Consider the following 23,735-nt stretch of genomic DNA (forward strand, 5'->3'; position numbering starts at 1 on the left):
CTAGTCAAATACACTTAGGCCCATGGACTCCGCACCTTTTGAGGCCGTGCTTCGCCTGGCCACCACCCACGCCCGGATCGTCCGAGAACTCGAGACGCGCATTGGCGGCCATCACGGGCTCGGCTTCTCCGAGCTGCGCCTGCTGCGAGCCCTGGCGGCCGCGCCCGATCACCGCTTGCGCCCCACCGACCTCGCCGCCGAGCTGGAGATGACCGCCTCGGGGGTAACCCGAGCCATTCTGCCGCTCGAGAAGCGGGGGATCGTCAAGCGCGAGTCCGACCCGCAAGACGCCCGCGCCAGCCGGGTGACCCTCACCGCCGCCGGCCGGTCGTTGGCCGAGCACGCGTCGGTTACCGCCGCCGAAACGACGGCCAAGCTCATGCGCCGGCTCAGCGTCGGCCAAATCAAGCAGTTAGAGCGCTTGCTGACCGAAATCGGCTGAGCCGAAATAGCTAGGCCGCTGGGCCGTCGGGTGGTGTTCGTCAAGGCAAAATCGCGCGACGATCAGACTCGTGCGAGTGGCAGGATTTCGCGAGAAACCCAACGCGCAAGCGGTAGCGGTTATCCTCAAGAATCACGGTTACGAAGTCGAGACGATCGGCCTCGCCGATGAGGCGAGCTCTCGACCGCTTGGAGAAATGCCCGACGCCGTCGCGTCGGCATTTTGGGCGAGCGCGTTCGTCTTGAGCAACTGCGAAAGCGAGTACTTTCGAGAAGTCGTTGTCGACAACTTCGGCACGGTGCTTTGGCAGCACCGCCCTCGCAGCACTTAGCGTCGAACGTTAGGCGAGCGGAACAAAGGCGGTTCGCCAAAGGAATCATAGCCGTCCTCGTACCGCACGCCGGCAAGGTAGAGCCCGTGCGGGGGCGCGTTATGTCCGGCTGCGGCGCGATTACGCGCGCCCAGGATGCGCGCGAGGCCGGCCGAGTCGCGGCGTCCTTGCCCACACTCCACGAGCGTCCCGACGATGGTGCGAACCATGTGGTGTAAAAAACCGTCCGCGGCAATTTCGATACGAATGGTATTTTCATAGGCCGAAAGAACCAGCCGCTTTACGGTGCGCACGGTGACACCGCTCTCCGGAACCACCCCGCAAAACGAACGGAAATCGTGTTCGCCGATCAAGTGTTGCGCTGCGTCGCGCATGCGCTTGAGGTCGAGCTCGCGCCACACGTGGTACGCGCGTTTCGCCAACAGCGCCGACCGCGTCGAGCGATTGAGAATGGCGTAGACATACGTGCGTTCGCGCGCGGAGAAGCGCGCCGAGAACCCTGCGTCGACGACCGCGCTGTCGCGCACGCAAACGTCCGGCGGCAACGCGCTATTGAGCGCGAGGGTCAGACGTTCGAACGGAAACGCCGCCGCGGTAGAAAGAGAAACGACCTGACCGGTTGCGTGAACGCCGGTATCGGTGCGTCCCGCGCACACGAGCTTGACCGGCTCGCAAAAAAAATCGGAGAGCGCGGCTTCCAGGACGCCGGCGACGGTTCGAACCTCCGGCTGCCACTGGAAGCCGCAAAACTCAGTGCCGTCGTATTCGACGGCGAAACGAACGGTGGTTAGGCGGTTGCCGGAGTCGTCCGGCGCGGAACCTCGCGCTTCTCGTCGAGATCGAGCAAGTCGGCCCAAGCTGTAACGTCCGTGCGGTCCGGCGCTATTTGGTTACGCAGCTCGAGAAACGCCGCACGCGATCCCTCGTTAGGAGGCTCATGCGTGACCCATTCACGGTTCCAGCGCGTGATCTCCTCGGCCGTCTTGGCGGCGACATAGGGGCGCGTGAAGGTCTCAATGTCCGTGTCGCTCTTCGCGCTCTTGATGGCGTCGAGAAGCTTCGCGTGATCGATCCCGAGGAAGCCGAAGACGGCCTGGTCCATCGGGCAGTTGTAGTGGTACTCGCCCACGTTTCCGTGCGCGACGGCCCGGCCTTTGTCGATCGTCCGGCCGAGTTGAACGACGCCCTGCCACTTGGCATGAACGCTGCGGGGGTAGCTCTTTGTAAGATCCATGCTCCCCACAACCTAACCAACTTAAAGTAGGTTGCACGGGAAAAGTAGCCTGGTGCTATCCGGCCTCACACCCGGCGTGGCGACAGCCGCACCGGGCGTGCGGCGGCGCATCGCCGTCTTTGATATCCAGATCGCGGCAGCGGTCGCTGCAATACGTCTGCCCTAAATCGACAAAGCACGTGCACTGTTCGTGCCGGCACTTCTGCCCGTCCATATTGCTATTCTAGCCGTGTTGGCGCTGAAGCGGGTAGAGCAGCACGTCGCGGATCGAGTGCTGTCCGGTCAACAACATCACGAGACGGTCCATGCCGATGCCGATGCCGGCCGTCGGGGGCATGCCGTACTCCAGTGCGCGCACGTAGTCCCAATCGGGATCGGGCGTCTCTTCGTCGCCTTTGGCACGATCGGCGATCTGCGCTTCAAACCGCGCGCGCTGGTCGTCGGGGTCGTTGAGCTCGGTAAACGCGTTGGAGATCTCCATGTGCGCGCAAAACAGCTCGTAACGATCGACGAGATCCGGATCGCCGGCTTTGCGCTTGGCCAGCGGCGAGATCACCACTGGGTAATCCATCACGAACGTCGGGTTGATGAGATGCGGTTCCGCGATGCGTTCGAAGATCTTGTCCAGCGCGTGACCGTGCGTCGGCGAGTCGGGCAGCCCGAGCTCTTCGAGAATCTTCGCCGCGCCGTCCGGCTCGAGCAAACGATTGCGCCCGTACTTTCCACCGCTGTGCTGTTCGATCGCCCCCAGATAGGTCGTTTTCGCGAACGGCCGCTTGAACGAGATCGCGTTGCCGTCGTGCTCGAGGCTATCCTTACCGTCGGTTGCGATGCCGACGAGATGCGCGATCAGCGCCTCATTGAACGCGAGCATGTCGTGCACGTCCCAGTACGCCACGTAAAACTCGAGCATCGTGAACTCGGGGTTATGGGTCGTGTCGATGCCTTCGTTGCGGAAGATGCGGCCGACTTCGTAGACACGCTCCATGCCGCCGACGATCAGCCGTTTGAGGTTGAGCTCGGTGGCGATGCGCAGCTGCATGATTTGATCGAGCGCGTTGCAGTGCGTGGTAAAGGGCCGCGCCGCGGCGCCGCCGGCGACGTGCAGCAAAGTTGGCGTTTCGACTTCGTAAAAACCGTTATCGTCGAGGAAGCGGCGCGTCTCGGCGATGATTCGGCTGCGCAAGAACATCGTGTCGCGCACGTCGGGGTTTACGATGAGATCGACGTAACGCTGGCGATAGCGCTTCTCGACGTCTTGCAGACCGTGCCACTTGTCGGGCAGCGGCATAAGCGACTTCGACAGAATCTCGGCGCGCGTGACGTGCAAGGTCAGCTCGCCCATCTTCGAACGAAACATATAGCCGCGCAAACCCACGACGTCGCCGCGCTCGAGGTGGCTCCAATCGGCGAACGCCTCTTCGCCGATCTCGTCCTTTCGAACGTAAAGCTGGATGCGTCCACTGCGGTCGGCAACGTCGGCGAAGATCGTTTTGCCCATCGTACGCTTGGACATGATGCGTCCGGCGATGCTCCAGGCTTCCGCGTCGGCGCTTTGTCCGGGAACTAAAAATCCGTACCGTTCGGTAAGCTCGGCTGCGGTCGCATCGGCCTCGAAGCGCGTCTGCGCGAACGGATCGCGACCGCGCGAACGTAAAGCGGCCAGATTTTCGCGTCTGGCCGCTACGAGGGCTGCTTCGGTTTTGCCGAGATCTTCGTTCACGAAGCCTTCTTAGCGGCGGCTTTCTTTGGAGAGTTGCTTTTTATCGCTTCGATCTTATACTTCACGACGCCGCGCGGCGTGGTGACGTCGACGGTGGCGCCTTTTTTGTGACCGATCAGCGCGCGCCCAAGCGGCGATTCATTGGAGATTCGGCGATTCGGCGGATCGGCTTCGGCCGAACCGACGATCGAAAACTCGTAGTTCTCGTTGTTCTTGAGGTCTTTCACCTTGACGATGCAGCCGAGATGCACTTCGTCGGCGGCGTACTCGGACTCGTCGATGAGGCGCGCGTTGCGAATCATGCCCTCGAGTTTGAGGATGCGGCCCTCGATGAAAGCCTGCTCTTGCTTAGCGTCTTCGTACTCGGCGTTTTCGCTCAGGTCGCCGTACTCTTTTGCCTGACGAATGCGGTCGTTGACTTCCCGGCGATGGACGGTCTTGAGCTCGTCGAGCTCCTGCTCTAGTTTGGACAGTCCCTCGGCCGTCAGGACGATCTCTTTATCGTTCAACTACAGACCCTCGCAAAGGGAACCTTACGGCTGCTTTCAGCCTCCGGACCCATATAGTTTGATGGCGCCCTCGCGGACGCTGGCGCGGTGGATTCGGGAGGGCAAAACCTTACCCTGCTCCGGCTACTCCCGAACCGCGCTCGGGACCGCTCGCAGGCCGCCTCGCGTCTTGGGGGCTCGCCAGAGCGCGAACAATATACCCAGCAAGAGGCCTGCCCACGCGTAGCTTTGCGTGACCCGATCTTCGAAGCGCACGGTCGCGGCCAGCACCCCCAGCAGAGCCGCAGCGCCCAGCGCCGGTACGACGACACCAGCCCAGCGTGCGTTTTCGTCGCCTAGGAAGCGCCGCACCGTTGCGGCCGCGCTCAGGACGAACAATGCCCCCAGAAAAACGGAGCTAGCCGTAACGACCGTGTTGAGCTGCGCGTTGGCGCTCGTCGAGTAGCCGGTGATCAGTTGGCAGATCGTCGTCAGCACGGCCACGATGGCCAGCGCCCACAGCGGCTCGTTGCGCGCGTCGAGCTTACCGAGCGCGCGCGGCAGCACGCGGTCGCGACCCATGGCGAACAGCGAGCGCGAAAGGTAGAGAATCGTCGTCCACAACGTCGAGAGCGTGGAAACCATCACCGCGACGACGATGAACCATCGCCACATCCCGCCGCCGAGGAGCACGCTGACGTACTCGAGCGAATCGGCCGCGTTATCGGCAAAGCCTTTGGGCGTTCCCAGATGCAAGAACGCCATCATGCAAAAGACGAGCACGATGGTCGTGACGATCAAACCGACGATGCCGCCGCGCCCGGACGCACCCGGATCGGCGGCCATCTCCTCGCTGGTCGAAGCGGAAACTTCCCAGCCGTCGCTCATCCAAATGCCGAGCGTCATCGCGGTTGTAAAACCGGCAAACGTCAACGGAACCGCACCGTTGGTCGAGCCGGCAGCTGCGTGCACCACCGGATGCGGTACCACGTACGACGCAACGGCGGCCGCCATCAACACGAGCATCTCGAACGCGAGCGCAGCGAACGTTACCATGGCCGTCGGGCGCAAACCGACGTAGAGCAGCACCGTGCTCGCAACGATCCAGATCGCACCGACCCCGGCGACCCAGTGCGGTTCCTGCGCGAGCTGTGGTGCGACCAACTCCAGCGTGTAGCTTCCGGCCGGTACGGCGATCGCCATCGTCGCGAAGAAGTTCGAGAGAATGAGCAGCCACGCGCCGTAGGCGCCGATCCAGTTTCCAAACTCCATGCGAATCCACGAATACGACGATCCGGCATTGGGCGCAACGCGCGAGAGCATCGCGAACGAAACCGCGATGCACAGCATGATCGCCGACAGCGACGTGAGCGCGAGCGGCGCGAACGCACCGGCTGCCGCAACCACCGGCCCCATCGTCGACGCTAACGAATACGCCGGTCCCATCGACGCCGACGCCAGCACCGACACGTCGAAAAACCGCAGCACCTTTGGCAGCCGCTGCTGCGGCTGTTCCTCACGCGGCTTAGCGACGGCCACTATTCAGGTTCACCACGCGGGGCTTGAGGTGGAGCTCGTGGAGGACGCGCTCGTAATCTTCGGGCGTAACGTCACTCCACTTTTTACCGAGCAGCGCGAGCAGCGCAGCCTCGATCACGTTCGTCCCGAACGAGCGGCCGCCGAAATCGGGCGTCGTCGTGATCAGCATCTTTACGCCGCGAGCCTTCAGCTCGTCAATGTTGGCCGGAGTGACCGTGTTGGTCAGCACGATCTTGCCGTCGAGCCGGTCGGGCATGAACTGCCGCATGAAATGGAAGTCGCCGGCGATGATCTCCGCCTCTTCATAATACTGCGGATACTTCGGCTCCGGCGGTTTTTCTTGCTTTTTCCCGGTGGGATAAAAGAACTGGAACGGCAGCTTGCAGGCGTCGGGCAGATACTTTTCCGCGAGCTCCTCGAACTCGTGCAGTCCGCGCACCGGCTTGTCGAGGTCGAGCGCGAAGATGAAATCGCCGAAGAGCACGTCGGCGCCCGCATCGACCAGCGCCTGAGCCATGCCGAACCGGTCGAGCGCGCTGACCATCAGCACGTGCTTGCCGCGGAGATCGATGCCAAGGTCGTCCTGCATAAAACGCACCGCCTCGCGCTCCAGCGTGTTCTTGAGCCCGCTGCCGTCCACGGCCGGCGTGACCTTCGCCGCTTCGAGCAGGCGCAGTCCGTCGCGCAGCGCGTAGCGATGCTTGCCCGCGTAGAGATAGACGTCGATGCCGCCGAGCCCGATCGCGTCGACGTGGCCGTCGAGTTCCTTGACCTTTGCGATCGCGACATCGAGCTTACCGTCGGTTCCGACGCGCGAGATATCGAAATCTTCGCCCATAAGATTGACGTGCGCGCTGTGATCGCGTGTCGACGATCCAAGCGAAACGCTGACGACCTTCTTCACGCAACCACCTCTTTGCGGCGTTTCGCGGCGGCGTCGCGCGTCGCGGCGATCTTCTCCGGCGTGATCGCCGCGTCGAACGCGCGCATGCCGGCAAGCGTAAAACCATTTTTCGTCGCGAGCGCTTCGATTTCCACGACTTTCGCCAAATCGATACCGCGCCCGAGCGTGAACGGCTCGAAGCGGCCTTCCAGCGCGAGCACCATCGTTTCGCTCATGCACGCTAGCGCCGTTCGCGGCGGTAAGTTCAAATCGAAATCGCTGCCGCGTTCGCGGACGCGTTCGAAACGCGGCGTTCCGGGCACCACCACGTTGCCGCCTTCGGTCACCAAGACGTCGGGCCGCTCCAGCGCGACCCGCCGGCTGACGTCGTGCGGTAACGACAACTCGCAGACCACCGCACCGGTCTGCAAGTCTTCGGGTTCGATAATATCCTGCGTTGACGACGTCGCGGTAAGGATCATCTGCGATCGGCGGACGGCGTCGGGGATGTCGGTCGTGTACGACGACTCACACGGCAGTGCGGGCGCCGTCGTTTCATAAAACTTTCGCAGCCTCGTCTCGTTGCGCGCAACCATGATGACGCGCTTCACTCGCGGCGCGATCAGGTGCACGCAGGCGCCGCCGATCGAGCCGGTGGCGCCCACGACGACGGCCGTCGATTGCGCCGGGTCCATCTCCATCTCGCGCGCGGCGCGGAAAAAACTTTGGATACCCGCGGCGATGGTCAGCGAGTTTCCCGTCGTTACCGGGATTGGCGAACGCTCGTTGATCGTGATGCCGCCGTCACCGACGACGGCCGTGAAAGCGCCCAAACCGGCGACTTGCGCGCCGCACTCGACGCCCAGGTCGATCGCTTTGAGAATGCGGCCGTACACTTCCTCGCGCGGAAAGTCCATCATTTGCTCGGGCAGCAGCGTTGCCGAAACGAACCAACCCTCGACCTCGCGGCCGTCCGGCGCGCGCACACCCGTCACGTGAACGGCGTTCCACGGCGGCATCCACTCCATGATCTTGCGAACGATCGCGTCCCCTTTGCCCTTGGCTCCCGGTTCGTAACGGGCGATGTCCTCGAGAGAAAGCGGATGCACCACGAAGCAAAATTTGTTCACGCCCGTTTCTCCGCTTCGGCCTTGAGCGCGGCGAGCATCATTTCGCTGTTCTCGCGCACCTTGCGTTGCAAGGTAGGGCCGATGAGCTCGGCCAGAGTCGGTACGCCGAAGTCGAAGTCGACGCCGAGCACGACGTGCGTCATGCCGTCGCGCTCGTCGAACGTCCACGCGCCTTCGAACTTATCGAGATCGCCCTCGAGCAGTTTGTAGTCGATGCGCAGCGCCTCGTCGTTGAACCGGTCCTCCTCGATCCACTCGATCGGTGCTTCTTCGACCAAGGTCTTCCAGCGCGTGACGATATGGTCGGCATGGCGCTCCAAAATCACGACGGTTTCCACGTCGGGCATGAACTGCGGGAAGCGCTCCTGCTCTTTGGCAAGCTCGTAAACCACGCGGGCCGGAGCGGCGATCGCGGTCGAGGTTTCAACATAGGGCATGTGCTACAATTTGCCTAGCTTTTCGTAGGCGGTTTGCACTCCTGCCCGCAGGGCAGCCAAGGCCTTGTCGACCTCTTGCGCGGTCACGACGAGCGGGGGCTCGAGGCGGATGACGCGCTGCAAGTTGAGGGTCCAAGCCGCGGTGACGCCGGCCTTGAGCATCTCAGGGATAATCCAGCCCCCGTAGCCTTCATTGGTGAGTTCGACGCCGACCAGCAGCCCGAGCCCGCGCGCCTCGCGCACGACGTCAGGGAAATCGGCGGCCAGAGCACGCGCGCCGGCAAGCAGCTGTTCGCCGCGCTCGCGCGCCGCATCGGCCAACCGGTCCTCGACGAGCACGTCCATTGCGGCCAGGGCAGCCGCGCATGCGAGCTCGTTGCCGCCGAAGGTCGACGTGTGCAGCAGGGGCGCTTTGCCGAACGCCCGATTCCAGCAGTCGGGACGCGCGATGAATGCGCCGACGGGCATCACGCCGCCTGAGAGTCCTTTCGCGACCGTCATGACGTCGGGAACGACGTCGTCGCGATTGCTCGCAAAGACGTAGCCGCACCGCCCCAATCCGGTTTGCACTTCGTCGGCGACAAAGAGCGCGCCGGTGCGATCGCACGCCTCGCGTACCGCGCGCAGGTATCCCGGCGGCGGCACGTTGACACCGCCCTCGCCTTGCACGGGCTCGACGACGAACGCCGCCGCGTCGGCCAGCGCGTCGTCGAGCATCGACGCATCGCCGTAAGGAACGTGCGCGAATCCTTCGAGCAAGGGTTTGAACGGCGTTTGAAACGTCTCGCGACCGCTCACCGACAACGCGCCCATCGTCTTGCCGTGAAACGCATCGATCGTGCTGACGATGGTCGTGCGTCCGGTGGCCGCGCGTGCGAGTTTGATCGCGCCTTCGATCGCTTCGGTCCCGCTGTTACACCAGAACGAAATGCGCAGATCGCCCGGTGCGAGCTCGGCAAGCCGTTTGGCCGCTCGACCGAGCATCACGTTGAACATCGTCTTGCCGGAGAGCGACATGAGCTCGAGCTGCTTGCGCACCGCTTCGACGACGCGTGGATGCGAATGACCGAGGGTGAAAACGCCGTAACCCCCAGCGAAGTCGAGATACGCCTTGCCGTTTGAATCCCAGATCGTGCAGCCTTGCGCGCGCACTTCGACCGGCGAACCGGACAGCTTCATGACGCGCGCCAGCGGCGGATTCACGAACTGTTTGTAGTTCTCGAATACCTCGGAAACGAGCTCTTGGGGCGACGCCGCGCCGTATAAGTCGTCTTGCGACTCAATCACGCTGCCACCAGCGACGAACTCTCCAAACGTTCGATCGTTTCTTCGATCACGCCGACCGCTTCGCGCGCGCTGTCGATGTGCATGATACGCTCGCGCAGGGTCGCCGCGCCCGGAATGCCTTTGAGATACAGCGCGACGTGCTTGCGCATCTGCGGCACGGCACGCGACTCGCCGAGCTCGTCGACCATCGTATTGTAGTGCACGACGCAAAAGCGTAAGCGATCGGCGGCCGAAGGAAGCGGCTGCGCTTCGCGGCCGTCCATGAGATCGCGAATCTGCGACACCAGCCAGGGATTACCGAGCGTCGCGCGTCCGAGCATGATTGCGTCGACCCCGCTGGTTTGCATGCGCTCCATAGCGACGTGCGGGTCGTCCAGATCGCCGTTGCCGATAACGGGAATGTCGAGCGCCTGCTTCAGCCGAGCGATGTGCTCCCAATCCGCGCTTCCTTTGTAGAACTGCTTCGCGGTGCGCGCGTGCAGCGTTACGGCCTGCACGCCGGCGGCTTCCGCGCGCTTGGCGACGTCGAGATACACGAGCTGACTTTCGCTCCAGCCCAGGCGCATCTTCATCGTCACGGGACAATCGACCGCCGCAACGACGGCGCGCATGATGGCTTCGCAGCGATCGGGATCGCGCAAGCAGGCCGAGCCGCCGTTGGTCTTGGTGACCTTCGGAGCCGGACAGCCGAAGTTGATGTCCACGATGTCGGCCCCGCACTCGCGCACGAGTTTGGCGGCGTTGGCCATCGTCTGCGGATCGTCACCCCAGAGCTGCGTCGAGACGGGTTTCTCGAGACCGTGCTGATCGATCATTTCCATCGTCCGCTTGCTGCCGAACTTGAGCGCGTTCGACGAGACGAATTCGGTCACGGTCAACCCGAACCCAAACGGCTTATAAAGCGCGCGCATGGTGCGGTTCGTCACGCCCGACATGGGCGCGAGAACCAGCAGCGGCCAAACCTGGATCGGACCGATCTTTAAGGGCGGGATGCTCACGGCGAAACCTACTATATCACGGCCGCCAAACCGGGCCCACTACGGGGCCGGCTAGAGCGCGAACGCCGAGAGCGCGACCAGGATGGCGGGCGGCCAGAACGCGTTGCCGCCAAGGCGGTAGAGCGCGAACGTACCGGCGACCGCGCCGGCCAAATAGCACGCCCAAATCGCGGCGTTGGTTCGTCCCTCGAAAGGATGCGGCCGCTTTACTTCTTCGAAGTCCATGACGGCCGACAGCAGCGTTCCGGTAACGAAGGTCGTCGAGACACCGGGCACGCCGGCGCGCACGGCGACGACGCTTTGCATCCCCATGGCCAGCGACAGGAAGGCGACGGCGGGTGCGATCAGCGGTTGCGGCAGCCGATACAGCGCGCCGGCCACGGCAAAACACGCGACAACGAGCACCAGCAACGCGATCGATCGCATCGGCGGCCGTTTCGTTTCGTCGCGTACCGCCGACGACGCTAGGAGAGCCCCCAGAACGAACGCGGCAATCGAGAGCAGCGGCAAGACGATGCCGATACCGCCGGGCAAATGCGCTTTGCCGAGTGCCTGCGCTGCGAGCGCGCCGCCGAGCAGCACGGTATTGCCGGTCATGTTGGCGGTGAACACGCCCAATCCGAAAAATGCGACCGCGTCCACGTATCCGGCGCTCAACGTTAATCCGACGAGCAGCGCGACCGTGCGCGAACTCACACCGATTGCTCGAAGAGCCGCAGTCCCACGAGGCTGAGATGCGGATCGACGGCGTCGACGAGCGGCGTCTGCTTAGCGACGATGTCGGCGAGACCGCCGGTCGCTATCACTTTGGCGTTGCCGCCCAGCTCCGCGCGCATGCGCGAAACGATCGCTTCGGTTTGACCGACGAAGCCGTAGACGATTCCCGATTGCAGCGCCTCGACCGTATTGCGCCCGATCGCGCGCTCGGGCGTTTCCAACGAAACCTGCGGAAGCTTTGCGGTCCGGCCGATCAGCGCGTCGATGGAGATCGTAATGCCCGGAGCGATCGAAACGCCCATGTACTCGCCCTCGGTCGAGATTGCGATAAACGCCGTCGCGGTTCCATAGCTGATAACGATGAGCGGCGCGCCAAAACGATGACGCGCACCGATCGCCGCGGCGACGAGATCGGCGCCCGACTCCGCCGGATACTGCGTTCGCACCGCAATCAACGTCTGATCTTGCGGTTTGAGAAACGAGGGCGCGACTCCGAAGTATCTTCGGCACACCGTTTCGAGCGCCAGATCGAGCTTTGGAACGACGCTGGCGACGACGATCGCGTCGATCGTCTGCGCGTCGACGCCCTCGGCGGAGAACAGCTGTGTGAAAAAGACGCCGTACTCGTCGGCGGTGCGCCGAAGGTCGGTCGCGACCCGCCAGTGGTGCGTTAGCTCGTCGCTGCCTTCAAAGCAGCCCAGCTTCGTTTCGGTGTTGCCGACGTCGATCGCTAACAGCATGTCAGTCCCGCATCAGTTCTTCGACGGCGTCGAGCAGCCGCGCCGCGAGCGTCGCTTTGTCGGCCGAACCGAGATCCCGGCGACCATCTTTTCCCCACAGCAGCGCCAGCGCGTTCTCGCCGGTGCCGAAGCCGCGCTCGCCGGAGACGTCGTTGACGGCAATGGCGTCGAGATGTTTGCGGCGGAGCTTCTCGCGCGCGTTGCGTTCGTGATCGTTGGTTTCGGCGGCGAAGCCGACGAGAAACGTGGCGCCCTTGTGCTCTCCAAGCGCCGCCAGCACGTCGGGATTGCGCACCATGGTCACGGTCAGATCCTCGTCCGACTTCTTCAACTTCACGTCGGACGACGTGGCGGGACGCCAATCGGCAACCGCTGCGGTTGCGACGACGAGATCCGCACCCACCGCGTGCTGCAGCGCCGCATCGTGGAGGTCGCGAGCGGTCGTGACGCGGACGACGCGCGCGCCGGCCGGCGGCTCGAGCATGGTCGGTCCCAACAGCAAGGTGACGTCGGCGCCGCGCAGCACCGCCTCGCGCGCCAGTGCGATGCCCGTGGCGCCGGTCGATGCGTTGCTGACGAAACGAATCGGATCGAAGGCTTCGCGCGTGGGGCCGGCCGTGATGGCGACGCGTTTGCCGGCCAGTGAACGGCGTCGTCGCAACGTGCGCTCGATGGCGTCGAGAATGCGGCCTTCGGACGCGAGGCGCCCGATACCGCTTTCGCGCTCGGCGAGAAATCCGCGTTCGGGATCGACGATCTCGCAGCCGCGTTCCCGCAAGGTCGCGAGATTCGCTTGCGTCGCCGCGTGTTCGTACATTGCCTCGTTCATCGCCGGCGCGACGACGATCGGCACGCGGGCGGCGAGCAGCGCCGTCGTGAGCAAGTCGTCGGCGATTCCGTTGGCGAGCTTTGCGATCACGTTGGCGGTCGCGGGAACGACGACGATGACGTCGGCCTCGCGCACGAGACGAATGTGCGGGATGCGCTCGGGGGCGTCCCACAGCGACGCGTACACCGGACGCGCGGTCAGCGACGAGAACGTCAGCGGCCCGACGAAACGCTCGGCTTGCGCCGTCATGATCACGTCCACCGACGCGCCTCGCTGCACCAGCGTCGACGTTAGCGCCGCTGCCTTATACGCCGCGATGCCGCCGGTAACGCCCAGGAGGATGCGCGCTTGATTCATCGCTCGACGACGATATTATCCAGCAGGCGTGTGGGACCCAAACGCACCGCACCGATCACAAACGCCTTTCCGTCGAGCGCGTCTTTCGGTTCGAACGTCAACGCATCGACGACGTCGAAATAGTCGAGCGTCACCGTAGCGGCCAAGGTCGCACGCGCGCGATCGATCGCCTCGGTTTTCGAAGCGCCGTTTGCGAGCGCATCGTGAAGCTCGCCGAGCGCACGAAACAGGGTGGGCGCGGCTGCGCGCTGCTCGTCGCTCAAGTACGCGTTGCGGCTCGACATCGCCAGACCGTCGCTTTCGCGCACCGTCGGCACCACCTCGACGCGGACGGGCAAATCCAAATCGCGGAAGACGCGGCGCAGTACCGCGGTTTGCTGCGCGTCTTTCTGTCCGAGATAGAGGACGTCGGGGTGCACGACGTGCAGCAGCTTCGTTACGACGGTAGCGACGCCGCGAAAATGCGTCGGCCTCACCGCCCCCTCGAACGTCGTTCCCATCGGTCCGACGTCGACGTAGGTAGAGTATCCCGGAGGATACATCACCGCTTCGTCCGGTGCGAAGAGTACGTCGACACCGGCGTCGTCGAGTTTCTTTCGGTCTCCGTCGAGGTCGCGCGGATACTTGCCCAGATCTTCGTTCGCCCCGAACTGCATCGGATTGACGAACACCGACGCGGCGACCGACGCACACTCTTCGCGCGCGCGGCGCACGAGCGCGAGGTGACCGTCGTGGAGCGCTCCCATGGTCGGTATGAAGCCAAGCGGGCGAGGTAGGACGTCGAAAAACGCACGGGCGTGCGCCACCGTGCTCGCGATCTGCATCGTTACACTTTCAGCTTAAACGCGCGTTACGCGCAGCACCGTCCGGCCGACGATAAACGGCACGCCGATTGGCAGCTGGGCATCCCCGACGACCGGCTGGCCGTTGAGTTTAGTTCCGTTCCGACTTTGGAGATCAGTAAGGAGAACGGAGCCTTCATCGATGCGTAACCGGGCATGCTTTCGAGAGACGTAGCGGTCGAGCGCGATGCACGCCTCGGCAACGGCATCATCGCGCCCGATGGTAATCTCACGATCGAACGGCCAGGTCTTGCCATCGAGCGGGCCGCTCAATACCTCGAGCAGGTACATGGCTGGCAGGCCTTCGAGGAGCCCGTCGGGCGCCTCCTGGTGCGGATCGTTTTGCTGCGCCGAGCGACTATACACAACGCTAACAAATCGCCCCGACCGGACGATTACTCATAGGGTGACGATGAACGACCGGATCGACGAGCTCCTGCACCTCATCGAGGTTGAGCCCGATGCCCTGCGGGAGGCCGAGTTCCTTCAAGCGCAAGCCATTCTCGAGACCTTGGTGGGCAAGACCATCTTGAGCGCGGGCATCGAGGACACCCGGATCGTCATCTCGACGTCGGACGGCAACAAGTATTTCTTCTACGGGTTTTTAGGCGGCGCTCAACAGCAGCACTAGATCGGCGCCTCTTTAGCGTGTGCGATAAAGTCCGCGATCGCTTCTTGATCGTTGGGTGCGTATTGCGTGAACGCAACGCCGTGCGCGTACTGTTTGGTGCTTGCGTCGTAAAACGAGAGCACTATGCGTCCGCGGACCAACAGTTCGCGCTCCTGCCCGGGCAGCGAAAAACGCAGAACGATCGTCTGCCCCGGCGGCAAATCCGTAGGCGTAACGACGCGCATACCGCCACCGCTGAGATCGACCGCTTTACCCGAGAGAATGAGTTCGTGTCCCGGCAGGATGACCGTCGTGGGGAAGTCCGCGTTGACGCGCAAGAACTTGCGCTCGGGTGCTTGTTCGCTTCCGGTACTCACCGAGGCTGATGCTTCTTCGCGCTCCGCGCGGCGCCTCTAATCGATACAGGCTCGGGCGGCAAGCAACGCGCCGAGGTAAGCGTGCGCTGCCGAGACGCCGCCTTGCAGGTAGACGTCGTACGGCGGCCGCAGCGGCGCGTCGCACGAAAGCTCGATCGTCGCGCCCGCGACGAACGCGCCGCTCGACATGATCACCGGATCGGCATAACCCGGAACCGGTCCCGGTTCGGGGCGAAACCGCGCGTTGACGGGAAGCGCGGTTTGTAAACCTGCTGCAAAGCGCGCGACCAGTTCGGGCGAACCAAGCCGAATGGCTTGCACGATATCAGTGCGGCGCTCGCCCGGTTGCGGGTCAACGCCGAAGCCGAGCTCCGCGAACAGCGCAGCTGCGAAATCGAGGCCGCGCAACGACTGCGCGACCACCGACGGTGCAAGGAACAAGCCTTGAACGAAGCTGCGCCCAAAGCCGAGCGTGGGTCCGAGCGCCGCGCCCAGCCCGGGCGCGTACAGCCTCGCTGCGATGCGATCGAGCAGGCGCGCCGGTCCGGCGACATAGCCGCCGGCCGCAGCGATCGATCCGCCCAAGTTTTTGATGAGCGATCCGATCGCGAGATCGGCGCCGGCGTGCGTTGGTTCGCGCTCCTCGACGAGCTCGCCGTAACAGTTGTCGACGACGACGACGGTTTCCGGAGCGTACGTACGTATTGCGGCGCACGCCGTTTCACACTGCGCGACGGAGAGCGACCGGCGCGGCGCGTAGCCGCGCGAACGCTGAACGAAGACGGTCGAAACGCCGCCGCGCCCGATCGCCTCGCGGACTCCCGCGAGATCGATCTCGCTGCCGTCGAGAAGCCGAACTTCTTCATATGCGATCCCTTGGGCGACCAGCGAATACGGCGCGTCGCAGATGGCATTGCGCAACGTGTCGTACGGTCGTCCGGAAATCGACAGCAGCGTCGTCCCCGGCGGGGTACACGCGGCCAGCGCGTTGACGATAGCGTGCGTTCCGCTCACCATAGAGATGCGCGCGAGCGCGCGTTCGGTGCCGAAAATGCGTGCGAGCAGCGACTCGTAGCGAGCGCGAGCCGCGTCGTCGTAACCGTAGCCGGTCGTCCCGGCCAGATCGCTGTCGTCGATGCCCTCGTCGAGAAAGGCTTTTAGCACCGATGCCGCTACCTGACGCTGCGGTTCGTATTCCAGCACGGACACGCGCCGCTCGGCGCGCTCCGCGGCATCGCGCAGGCGTCCGGCAATATCGAACCGCGCGCACAGCTGAGCGATCATGCGGCTCGCCCGACGCCGGTGAGATGCCGCTCGTAGGCGCGCACGAACGGATAGTAAATCGCCAACGCCAGCGCGATGTTGATCAGCGTCAAGGCGATGGCGCGCAGGTCGCCTGTGGCCAAATACGTCGCTACGACCGACGGCACGAACGACGGAACGTAAAACGCCGCACGCGCAACCATTCCCGTCGCGACCGCGGCGTACGTAATCGTCGCCAGCACCATCGGCGCACCGACGAACGGGATGACGAAAAAGGGATTGAACACCACGGGCGCACCGAAGAGCAGCGGATCGTTGACGTTAAACAACGCGGGCAGCAACGTGACGCGGCCGATCTTGCGCAAGTGCGGCACGCGCGACGCGGCCAAGAGCACTGCCAGCGAAAACGTCGCTCCGGCGCCGCCTGGAAACACGAAGAGAAAGAGCGAGACGACCACGATGTACGGCAGCGGGGCGTGCGCGCCCAACGCGTGCGTGTTGGCGATCTGCATCGAAAGATACACGGGCGTTACCACGGCAGCGAGCACCGCGGGGCCGTGAACGCCGGCGGTCCACAACAGCGTCTCGACGATCACGATGATCATCAAGGCAACGTAGCTGTCGCCGAGATGCGCCAAGGGCTGCATCGCGGCCACCATCGCGCCCGCGATGGACACGTGAAGCACCATCGCCGCGGCGAAGAGCGCCGCCGCGGCGGCGGCGCCCAGCCACTGTGCCGGTACGGTATCGGAGAATCGCCGCGCGAGCGAAACGGCGCCGCCGGTTACTCCGCACACGAGGATGGCAAGGAAGAGACCCGACGCGCCGAGCGTACGCAAATAGGCGACGACGTCGTGCGAAAACGGGCGGGGAAGAGCGAAATAAAACGCAAGAACGCTGCCGGCCAGTAATGGGAATCGCGCAGCTCGACTGCGCTGCGCCAGCCGCAGCGCGAGCAGAACCACGAGCGTCGCCGCCATGATACCGAATCCCGGCAAGAACGCGGCCGTCAAACGCAGCGGAAAAGCGACGCCGGCATCCGCGCCCGCGATCGCGCGCGCGATGAAGACCGCAACGAACCCGGCGGCTAAGCCGGCAAAGCTCCATGGAAGCGCTTCGCGCACGGCTGCGACGAACGGCAGCTCGCCCAGCGCATGCAGCTTTGGCGCGACTCGCGCCTCGAAAAACGCAATATTAGAGGCGGCGAACGACGGCCTCCACCCGCCCGACGATCTCGACATCGCTCGCGTAGATTGGCGCCATGTCGCGATTCTCCGGCTGCAAGCGAATGCGGCCGTCCTCGCGGTAGAAGCGTTTCACGGTGGCTTCGCCCTCGAGCATTGCCACGACGACCTCGCCGTTGTCGGCGGTGCGCTGCGGACGGACCAGGATCAGATCGCCGTCCAAGATCGCCGCCTCGATCATGGAATCGCCTTGGACCCGAAGCATGAACGAGTCCGACGCCTTGGGTACGAAGGCCATCGGCAGCACGAACTCCCCTTCCACGTTCTCGGACGCGGTGATCGGCGTGCCGGCCGCGACCTTGCCGATGATCGGAACCACCAGGGCGTCGCGTCCGGCGGAGAACCCGACCTCGGAGCGGAGGGCGCGCGGTTTGGTCGGGTCCCGCGAAATCAGGCCGCGCTTCTCGAGGGCCTTGAGGTGGGCGTGGATCGTCGACGAGGACGAGAGCCCCACACGCTCTCCAATCTCTCGTACCGACGGCGGATAGCCCCGCTCGGACGTGAACTCGCCAATGACCTGCAAGATCCGGCGCTGGCGCTCCGTGGCCGGCTTGTCCGAAAGGGTTCCACCCATAAAAAATCTCCCATGCGACATCAACAATGCCACCCGTATGGCACCATCGTCGTGTATCACCTTATCATATGGAGAGGCTGGAAGGCAAACATACGTTCGAGTAACCCTTGACAGAGCTTGGCAGCCCCATGGTAAAATCTAGTGGACGAACAGGCGTTTGGCACAATATATAGAGGGGAGAGTGGGAAATGTATAGGCACAAAAAGGTCACCCTAATGCCGGTCATCGCGCTGACCGCACTGAGCCTCATGGTCGCTCTTCCGACGCTCGCGAGCACGCGTCTCTACGCGGCAAGCGCACCGCGCTACGCGGTCGTCACGGTCCACCCGGGCGATACGCTGTGGTCGATCGCTGCAGCGCACGCAGGCGACTCCGACGTCCAAGACACGATCGATCGAATAACGGCGACCAACCACCTTCACAACGCCGCGCTACAGCCGGGCGAGAAACTCAGAATCCCGCAATAATGTCATCCCGAGCGTAGCGCCCGAAGGGCGCGAAGTAATGTCATCCCGAGCGTAGGCGCGAAGCGCCGAAGTCGAGGGACGAAGGGCAGGCGCATCGAATCGGTGCGCTTTTTTTATTCCGAACGCCTAGTGTCTTCGGCTCACGACGACGATCGAGTGACCGCTGTGGTCGTCGAGGAACGATAGCCCTTCCATCATCCAGGTGTCGAGACCGCCGCTGGAATGTTTGGTCACCTCGCGCACGACGTGCACGCGGTCTTTAAGCCATTGCAGCTCGGCGCGCGTCGTGGTAGGGAAGATCGCCGTTTCGCAATCTTCGCATTGGTAGCCATATTGCACTGGACCGAAACTAGCCGCTCTTTGCCAGTGAGTCGCTGATCAGCTTGAGATCCGTCTGATAGATCGTCGTGGCATTCCCGCGCACGCCCTGCTCCGAGCGCTGCGTGACGTATTCCTGAATTCCCAGGGGCACCGCGCGCCCGAAGTCGTAGTCGATCTTAGACTGGATGTTAGTTATCTGGCCTTGCGTATCTTGGCGTTTGATGTTGCGAACTTCGTCGATCGTCATGAGCTTTCCGTCGGTGTGCACGATGGTATAATCGGACTTGAGCCTCTCGCCGCCGTTAGTGGTGTCGTATCCCCAATGCTTCTTGGCATCGAGAATGTTTGGATCGACGAAGTTCTGCGCCATAAAGCGCAGCAGCGTGTACTCCTCGGGATTAACGGTCTTATTTGGGTCGCAGACGACTTCCGTGCTGGCATAAACTACGCACGTCGCCGGCGGAGCTTTCCGCGTCGTTTCCGCGTTCTCACTAATGACGACGATCAGCCCTTTATCCGGCTGCTCCCGCATGACGTCGACGACCATCGTCCCCTTGTCGCCGAGGGCGCCCTTGTAATCGCTGATGCCGGAGCCGGCGTTGGGCATGATATTACCGCTAGCGTCGGTATGATAGGTGGAGGAATCGCTTGCAGCGACGCTTTGCGTCGATCCATACGTAAACGAATAGACGAGATGACGCATCGGCGTGTCCGCCAATGCGGGGATCGTGGCCGAGCTCGCAAAGAGAAGTATCGCACATACTGCTAACGGACGCATCTTATTTATTACACTCCGAAAGGACGTTGGTGATGCTGGTTCCAGCCGCATTCTCGCGTTTGGCGGTCTCTGCTTGCACCCAATGTAAACCGTCGACGATGCGGGTCAGCGGGTTATAACCCACGGCTAACCCGGGGATAGCTGCGAGATCGACGTCGTACGGACTCTGTTGAATGCCCGGCGCATTAGGATCCTGAAGCGGCCCCGGCGTTACCGAAATGAGCGGCTTGGTAGCCGAAATATCGGTTTGCGACAAATCGGCGATGTACTCTTGGCCGGCGTGCTGCAGTTCGCCCATCTGCTGCGTGGCAACGAAGCCGTTGATGAGATCGAGCGAAGCATTTTGGTACGCGATCGTTTCCATGAGCTGGCTTTTGATTTGCTGCAGCTTCTTGTCGTCGGTCGGATTACCGGTGGGCTCGGTCATCTCGGCCGCAGTCAATAGCTTCTGCGCCGAGATGATATTCTGCGCGATCGGGCTGACCAGATACGACATCTTCTGCAGCGCCATGCTCGTCTCGGGCGATTGATTGTACGCCGAATCGGGCCCGGGAGCACCGTTTGAAAAGTTTGCTGCCCCCTTATCTTGTGCGCTGAACGCACCGCGCGCGTAACGGGCGAAGAGCGGCGGGCTTTTCGCGATCGTCTTGTCGTTTTCGAGAATCATCGCGACGGCCGGCCGAACGTGGTCGCGCAGCTTCGCGCAAAGCGGCGTCGTTACCACGCGATAGATTTGCGGCGGCGGCGTGCCCTTCGGAGCCGGGCTGGCGGACGAATCGGCAAAGGCGAGGTGCGGTTGACACGTCAGCAACACAAGCGTGCAGAGGGTCAGCAGACGTCGTTTGAGCACCTGTTGGTTTTCTTTTACGGCCCGGTCACGCCTTCAAATAGAAAGCGGGGCCCCCCGTCAGGGGAGCCCCGCTCGTGTCACTCAACGCGACGATCGAGATGCTAGATCTTGATCTGCGCGTTCAAGTAGACGTTCCACGGGGTGACGATGCCGCCGATGGCGCCGTTGTTCCCAGTGCTCGGCGTGTAGCTTTGCGTCCAAGGAGTAACGACTCCGCCGTTGGCTTTGGCATCCGTGATGCCCTTACCGTTGTAGAAGTTGCTCGGATAGGTGGTGCTATTGAGGAGACCGCCGGCCGGGAAGTAACCGCAGGTCCACGGCGAGGGCTGATAAACCGCCGTCCACGGCTCCGGCGTTCCACCGAAGCACGAACGGAACAGATTGGTTCCGGTCGCCGTCAACTTGATCTTCGGACTCACATCGTAGGTAATTTGAAGGTTCCCGGTGAGAATCGCCGGTGCTTCATATGAGCCGATGGCCGAGAAGTGCCCGGTCTGCGGATCGGGGATGTAGAAATATCCGAGCGGTCCCAGACCGCCTGCGTACACGGTATTGACGTCGCATTGATGCGGATTCGCCGTGGCGATTCCGTCGTGAAGCGAACTGAACTCGCAGGCACGCGGGTCGTAGCCGTTGACGTCCAACGGACTGCCGTACCACGAGCCGGCCTGGAACTGCACGCTCGGCGTAATCGCCCATTTGTCGTGACGGTAGTTGAGCAGCAGCGTAGCCGTTGCCGGCGAGATGTAGCTGTTCACGATACCGTTGAGGTTCGGGGCGATTGCCGTTACGTAGGGGTTGTACCAGCCGTTGGGATCGAGCAGACCCTGTTCGGGCTGGTTATAGTACGGGTTGCTGATCACGCTGAACGTGTGACTTGGATGCGCGGTGCAAGCCACGCCAACGCCTGCCTTATAACAGGGGGCGCCGCCGCCGGCCTTCGTGAGTGCGTTGTACTGCGCAATCGCCTGATTCAGCTGGATCGTTTGGTTCGGAATGATACCGCCGGTGCTCAGACCCACGTTTTGGAACTGAACCTTCGAGTTCGTATACGTGAAGCTGAACAAGCCGGAAAGGCCCGGACGGTTGAAATCACCCTTGGTGAACTGGAACTCGACGCCGTAGTCGCGGTTGACGCCGACCGGGACCTGCGTCACGAACCCTGCGCCGATGAACGTTTGCTGTTGCCAGTCGTTCACCCACGTGTAGTAGGGCGTGAGCTTCAAGCTCATGTCGGTGCCGGTGATGTGGCGTTCGTACGAGAAGTCGTACTGCGCCGACGTGATACCCGGGATCGGATGGAACGGCGAGTAGAAGCCCAGGTTCATCGTGTTGTTCCACACCGAGCGGTCGTCACCGGAGGCGCTCAGGTACTGCACCGACGCGGAGATCGGCGGCGCGGCGTAACGGCCGGCCGAGAAACGCCACACGGTGTCCGGGGATTCGGTGAAGGTTGCGGAGACGCGCGGTTGCCAATAATCGAGCGCGAACGATCCCGGCGACGTCGCCGTGAAGTTCGGTGCCGATACGCCGTCCTGCGTCTTGCCGTTGGGATGGACCCAACCGCTAGCCGGCAGACCGGTAAGTGCGGCGACGCCCTTATTACAGTCGCCAAGCACGTACTCGGCCGCGGCCGGCGGGGGCTGACCCGCTTGCAACGGTGTCGTGAAGACTGCGTTGTTCGAAGCCTGCACGCACGTGTAGTTCGCGGTCATATTGGCGTAGAACGCGTCCGCTCCACCCGTGGGATTGGGTAGCCCGTAGGTGAAGTTGTCGTACCGCAACGACGCGTTGATCATGATCTTGTCGTTCGGACGGAACTGGTCGCTGAACGCCGCATTTGAGAACTGCGGCTTGACCGTGTTGAGCGAACCGGTAACGTCGCTGTTCCATAGCGTGTCCCACGTTGCGTTGCCGTTGGCAAAGCCCGTTGGGCCGGCGATGGCGTTGCTTACCCAGCCGCAGGGTTCGGGGAATCCGCCGGCGGGATTGTCGCACGTCGACCCGTTCCCCCCGACGCCGGTCTGACCCGGCGTGAAGACGCGAGTCGGATGGACCGATGCTCCAAGCGCGACGTCGTAGTACGTGCTGCTCAAGCACGGCTGTGCCTTACCGCTATGCGCGTCGTAGCACTTGCCGCCGGCCATGTAGCCGATCGGCGTCGTACCTGCGCCGGCGATCGCCGACGAGTTGTTGAAGCGGATCACGCCGGCTTGGGTGTAGTTGTAGTCGGCCGTGAGCAGGTTTTGGTCGTTGATTTGATCGTTGAAGTCGAGCGCCCCGCCGACGCTGTGGGTCATGAGATCGTACTGCGGTGATGGCAGCGATGCCGTCGATTCACCGGTTGCGCCGAAAATCGGGCCGTTCTGGAGCCAATCTGAGTAGAACGTATACCCGTAGGCGCGCAGAAACGCCGAGTTGCTCAGCGCGTAGGTGTATTGCAGTTTTGCGATACCGGTGTCGTTTTCGTAGGTCTGCAGCGAGTTGTCGTACGGATCGATCGGGCCGCCGAACGCGTGCGCCGGAGTACTCGGCGCTTTGTAGATCGACGGCGCGATGAAGTTCGATGCGCTGCTCGCGATCGGCGTACCGAACGGCAGGTTGTAGACCACCTGGTCTGCGTACGGCAAATACGCTCCGAGCGCCGGACGCACCGAAGGAACGCAACCGGGGCTCGTGAGTCCTGCCCATCCCGCAACCGTTACGGTCTGGCCACAGGTGGGTGGCGCGTACTTTGCGCCGGCATAGGTATAGAAGAACTGGTTAACCGTTCCGCCGAGGTTGTTCAGCGAGCTATACGAGTCGTTACCTAGGGCTGATGCGCTCCATAAGACCTGAATGTCGTCGCGCATACCGTTCTTCTTCGGAATGCCGAAGTGCAGGTTGATGACGTCCTCGCGGTCGGTGATCATCGACGTTGCGCCCGCGCTGCCGCCGTAGAATCCCCAGCAGCCTTGCGGTGGCGTCGTGGCGTTGAAGGCCGGCATGTTCGCCGGACAGCTCGCCTTGACGCCTTGACACGTGACCGTCGAACAGCCCGCATAGGCCTGGCTGCCGCCGCTTCCGCCCGCCGAGAAGATATTGTTGGGCGTTTCGAACGGAGCGCCGTTGTCTTGGGTCAGGAAACGGTAATCCTGATTGTAACCGCTAAAGCCGGCGTACCAGCTGAAGTTACGATCGGGCGTCGCGCCGCCGACTTCGACTTGCGCTTGGTGATAGAACACCGGCGTACCGATGCCGAGTGTCGCGGAAGCGTATCCCGGATAGGTACCCG

27 protein-coding genes are annotated in these 23,735 nt (G+C 63.0%); 4 read left to right on the plus strand and 23 right to left on the minus strand.

The window, feature by feature from the left end:
• The first annotated feature begins 22 nt into the window (after positions 1 to 22).
• Together VGG89_12870 and VGG89_12875 are read left to right on the plus strand one after the other, a co-directional pair.
• The gene (locus tag VGG89_12870; GenBank protein ID HEY1977439.1) at positions 23 to 442 is read left to right on the plus strand and encodes a MarR family transcriptional regulator; all 420 of its coding nucleotides are present in this window, start codon (positions 23 to 25) and stop codon (positions 440 to 442) included.
• A 70-nt stretch (positions 443 to 512) separates the two neighbouring features.
• Positions 513 to 773: a hypothetical protein gene (locus tag VGG89_12875; GenBank protein HEY1977440.1), complete on the plus strand. Its 261-nt coding sequence runs from the start codon at positions 513 to 515 to the stop codon at positions 771 to 773.
• On the opposite strand, the gene truA is transcribed toward VGG89_12875, so the two are convergent.
• The 15 genes from truA to VGG89_12950 all read right to left on the minus strand — a co-directional run bounded on the left by truA (position 770) and on the right by VGG89_12950 (position 14,268).
• Positions 770 to 1,630: a tRNA pseudouridine(38-40) synthase TruA gene (gene truA / locus VGG89_12880; GenBank protein ID HEY1977441.1), complete on the minus strand. Its 861-nt coding sequence runs from the start codon at positions 1,628 to 1,630 to the stop codon at positions 770 to 772. The two genes, VGG89_12875 and truA, sit on opposite strands and share 4 nt — an antisense overlap.
• Positions 1,561 to 2,007, minus strand: coding sequence for a DUF5069 domain-containing protein (locus VGG89_12885; GenBank protein ID HEY1977442.1), 447 nt, complete (start codon positions 2,005 to 2,007; stop codon positions 1,561 to 1,563). The genes truA and VGG89_12885 overlap by 70 nt, the downstream gene beginning before the upstream one ends.
• 223 nt (positions 2,008 to 2,230) lie before the next feature.
• A complete protein-coding gene (lysS, locus tag VGG89_12890; GenBank protein HEY1977443.1) occupies positions 2,231 to 3,730 on the minus strand; it encodes a lysine--tRNA ligase in 1,500 nt (499 codons plus the stop codon).
• Complete coding sequence (greA, locus tag VGG89_12895; GenBank protein HEY1977444.1) at positions 3,727 to 4,239, minus strand: transcription elongation factor GreA; 513 nt, start codon at positions 4,237 to 4,239, stop codon at positions 3,727 to 3,729. Before greA ends, lysS begins: the two co-directional genes overlap by 4 nt.
• A gap of 123 nt (positions 4,240 to 4,362) precedes the next feature.
• Complete coding sequence (locus VGG89_12900; GenBank protein ID HEY1977445.1) at positions 4,363 to 5,757, minus strand: APC family permease; 1,395 nt, start codon at positions 5,755 to 5,757, stop codon at positions 4,363 to 4,365.
• Complete coding sequence (locus VGG89_12905) at positions 5,744 to 6,661, minus strand: hypothetical protein (GenBank protein ID HEY1977446.1); 918 nt, start codon at positions 6,659 to 6,661, stop codon at positions 5,744 to 5,746. Before VGG89_12905 ends, VGG89_12900 begins: the two co-directional genes overlap by 14 nt.
• Positions 6,658 to 7,770: a hypothetical protein gene (locus tag VGG89_12910; protein HEY1977447.1), complete on the minus strand. Its 1,113-nt coding sequence runs from the start codon at positions 7,768 to 7,770 to the stop codon at positions 6,658 to 6,660. The genes VGG89_12905 and VGG89_12910 overlap by 4 nt, the downstream gene beginning before the upstream one ends.
• Positions 7,767 to 8,207, minus strand: a complete 441-nt coding sequence (locus VGG89_12915; GenBank protein HEY1977448.1) for an SRPBCC family protein — start codon at positions 8,205 to 8,207, stop codon at positions 7,767 to 7,769. The genes VGG89_12910 and VGG89_12915 overlap by 4 nt, the downstream gene beginning before the upstream one ends.
• A 3-nt stretch (positions 8,208 to 8,210) precedes the next feature.
• Positions 8,211 to 9,494 carry an aspartate aminotransferase family protein gene (locus tag VGG89_12920; GenBank protein ID HEY1977449.1) on the minus strand — a complete coding sequence of 428 codons (1,284 nt, stop codon included), beginning with the start codon at positions 9,492 to 9,494 and terminating at the stop codon, positions 8,211 to 8,213.
• Positions 9,491 to 10,492 carry a tRNA dihydrouridine synthase DusB gene (gene dusB, locus VGG89_12925; GenBank protein ID HEY1977450.1) on the minus strand — a complete coding sequence of 334 codons (1,002 nt, stop codon included), beginning with the start codon at positions 10,490 to 10,492 and terminating at the stop codon, positions 9,491 to 9,493. The genes VGG89_12920 and dusB overlap by 4 nt, the downstream gene beginning before the upstream one ends.
• Positions 10,493 to 10,543: 51 nt before the next feature.
• On the minus strand, positions 10,544 to 11,188 hold the full coding sequence (locus VGG89_12930) for a YoaK family protein (protein HEY1977451.1): 645 nt from the start codon (positions 11,186 to 11,188) through the stop codon (positions 10,544 to 10,546).
• Complete coding sequence (locus VGG89_12935; GenBank protein ID HEY1977452.1) at positions 11,185 to 11,949, minus strand: type III pantothenate kinase; 765 nt, start codon at positions 11,947 to 11,949, stop codon at positions 11,185 to 11,187. Before VGG89_12935 ends, VGG89_12930 begins: the two co-directional genes overlap by 4 nt.
• Before the next feature lies 1 nt (position 11,950).
• Entirely contained in the window at positions 11,951 to 13,135 is a 1,185-nt protein-coding gene (gene coaBC, locus VGG89_12940) for a bifunctional phosphopantothenoylcysteine decarboxylase/phosphopantothenate--cysteine ligase CoaBC (protein ID HEY1977453.1), read from the minus strand.
• Positions 13,132 to 13,959 (minus strand): pantoate--beta-alanine ligase, encoded by an 828-nt coding sequence (gene panC / locus VGG89_12945; protein HEY1977454.1) that lies wholly within the window; start codon positions 13,957 to 13,959, stop codon positions 13,132 to 13,134. Before panC ends, coaBC begins: the two co-directional genes overlap by 4 nt.
• Before the next feature lie 15 nt (positions 13,960 to 13,974).
• Complete coding sequence (locus tag VGG89_12950) at positions 13,975 to 14,268, minus strand: FHA domain-containing protein (GenBank protein HEY1977455.1); 294 nt, start codon at positions 14,266 to 14,268, stop codon at positions 13,975 to 13,977.
• A gap of 115 nt (positions 14,269 to 14,383) precedes the next feature.
• On the opposite strand from VGG89_12950, the gene VGG89_12955 reads away from it, so the two are divergent.
• Positions 14,384 to 14,608 carry a hypothetical protein gene (locus VGG89_12955; GenBank protein ID HEY1977456.1) on the plus strand — a complete coding sequence of 75 codons (225 nt, stop codon included), beginning with the start codon at positions 14,384 to 14,386 and terminating at the stop codon, positions 14,606 to 14,608.
• On the opposite strand, the gene VGG89_12960 is transcribed toward VGG89_12955, so the two are convergent.
• From VGG89_12960 to lexA, 4 genes are read right to left on the minus strand one after another with little or no spacing between them, the layout of a single operon-like run.
• On the minus strand, positions 14,605 to 14,964 hold the full coding sequence (locus VGG89_12960; protein ID HEY1977457.1) for a PilZ domain-containing protein: 360 nt from the start codon (positions 14,962 to 14,964) through the stop codon (positions 14,605 to 14,607). The genes VGG89_12955 and VGG89_12960 overlap by 4 nt on opposite strands.
• 36 nt (positions 14,965 to 15,000) lie before the next feature.
• The gene (locus VGG89_12965; protein ID HEY1977458.1) at positions 15,001 to 16,248 is read right to left on the minus strand and encodes a methionine gamma-lyase family protein; all 1,248 of its coding nucleotides are present in this window, start codon (positions 16,246 to 16,248) and stop codon (positions 15,001 to 15,003) included.
• Positions 16,245 to 17,468 (minus strand): PTS transporter subunit EIIC, encoded by a 1,224-nt coding sequence (locus VGG89_12970; protein ID HEY1977459.1) that lies wholly within the window; start codon positions 17,466 to 17,468, stop codon positions 16,245 to 16,247. The genes VGG89_12965 and VGG89_12970 overlap by 4 nt, the downstream gene beginning before the upstream one ends.
• A complete protein-coding gene (lexA, locus tag VGG89_12975) occupies positions 17,422 to 18,078 on the minus strand; it encodes a transcriptional repressor LexA (GenBank protein HEY1977460.1) in 657 nt (218 codons plus the stop codon). Before lexA ends, VGG89_12970 begins: the two co-directional genes overlap by 47 nt.
• A gap of 182 nt (positions 18,079 to 18,260) precedes the next feature.
• Here lexA and VGG89_12980 point away from each other — a divergent pair, with 182 nt between their 5' ends.
• Entirely contained in the window at positions 18,261 to 18,512 is a 252-nt protein-coding gene (locus tag VGG89_12980) for a LysM peptidoglycan-binding domain-containing protein (GenBank protein HEY1977461.1), read from the plus strand.
• A 126-nt stretch (positions 18,513 to 18,638) separates the two neighbouring features.
• Here VGG89_12980 and VGG89_12985 read toward each other — a convergent pair whose 3' ends face one another.
• The 4 genes from VGG89_12985 to VGG89_13000 form a co-directional block, all read right to left on the minus strand.
• Complete coding sequence (locus tag VGG89_12985; protein ID HEY1977462.1) at positions 18,639 to 18,851, minus strand: hypothetical protein; 213 nt, start codon at positions 18,849 to 18,851, stop codon at positions 18,639 to 18,641.
• Positions 18,852 to 18,861: 10 nt separating this feature from the next.
• Positions 18,862 to 19,611, minus strand: coding sequence for a hypothetical protein (locus VGG89_12990; GenBank protein HEY1977463.1), 750 nt, complete (start codon positions 19,609 to 19,611; stop codon positions 18,862 to 18,864).
• 1 nt (position 19,612) lies between these two features.
• Positions 19,613 to 20,461 carry a hypothetical protein gene (locus tag VGG89_12995; GenBank protein ID HEY1977464.1) on the minus strand — a complete coding sequence of 283 codons (849 nt, stop codon included), beginning with the start codon at positions 20,459 to 20,461 and terminating at the stop codon, positions 19,613 to 19,615.
• A gap of 101 nt (positions 20,462 to 20,562) precedes the next feature.
• Positions 20,563 to 23,735, minus strand: a 3,173-nt coding sequence (locus tag VGG89_13000; GenBank protein ID HEY1977465.1) for a TonB-dependent receptor, incomplete at its 5' end; no start/stop codon positions are given.

The sequence above is a fragment of the Candidatus Baltobacteraceae bacterium genome (assembly GCA_036488875.1).
Taxonomy (GTDB): domain Bacteria; phylum Vulcanimicrobiota; class Vulcanimicrobiia; order Vulcanimicrobiales; family Vulcanimicrobiaceae; genus JAFAHZ01.

What these genes read in the sequence shown, in the direction of transcription:
- VGG89_12870 (HEY1977439.1), top strand. Translation starts at nt 23, where the DNA reads ATGGACTCCGCACCTTTTGAGGCCGTGCTTCGCCTGGCCACCACCCAC.
- VGG89_12885 (HEY1977442.1), bottom strand. Translation starts at nt 2,007, where the DNA reads ATGGATCTTACAAAGAGCTACCCCCGCAGCGTTCATGCCAAGTGGCAG.
- VGG89_12915 (HEY1977448.1), bottom strand. Translation starts at nt 8,207, where the DNA reads ATGCCCTATGTTGAAACCTCGACCGCGATCGCCGCTCCGGCCCGCGTG.
- VGG89_12935 (HEY1977452.1), bottom strand. Translation starts at nt 11,949, where the DNA reads ATGCTGTTAGCGATCGACGTCGGCAACACCGAAACGAAGCTGGGCTGC.
- coaBC (HEY1977453.1), bottom strand. Translation starts at nt 13,135, where the DNA reads ATGAATCAAGCGCGCATCCTCCTGGGCGTTACCGGCGGCATCGCGGCG.
- panC (HEY1977454.1), bottom strand. Translation starts at nt 13,959, where the DNA reads ATGCAGATCGCGAGCACGGTGGCGCACGCCCGTGCGTTTTTCGACGTC.
- VGG89_12950 (HEY1977455.1), bottom strand. Translation starts at nt 14,268, where the DNA reads ATGTACCTGCTCGAGGTATTGAGCGGCCCGCTCGATGGCAAGACCTGG.
- VGG89_12965 (HEY1977458.1), bottom strand. Translation starts at nt 16,248, where the DNA reads ATGATCGCTCAGCTGTGCGCGCGGTTCGATATTGCCGGACGCCTGCGC.
- VGG89_12970 (HEY1977459.1), bottom strand. Translation starts at nt 17,468, where the DNA reads ATGTCGAGATCGTCGGGCGGGTGGAGGCCGTCGTTCGCCGCCTCTAAT.
- VGG89_12980 (HEY1977461.1), top strand. Translation starts at nt 18,261, where the DNA reads ATGCCGGTCATCGCGCTGACCGCACTGAGCCTCATGGTCGCTCTTCCG.
- VGG89_12990 (HEY1977463.1), bottom strand. Translation starts at nt 19,611, where the DNA reads ATGCGTCCGTTAGCAGTATGTGCGATACTTCTCTTTGCGAGCTCGGCC.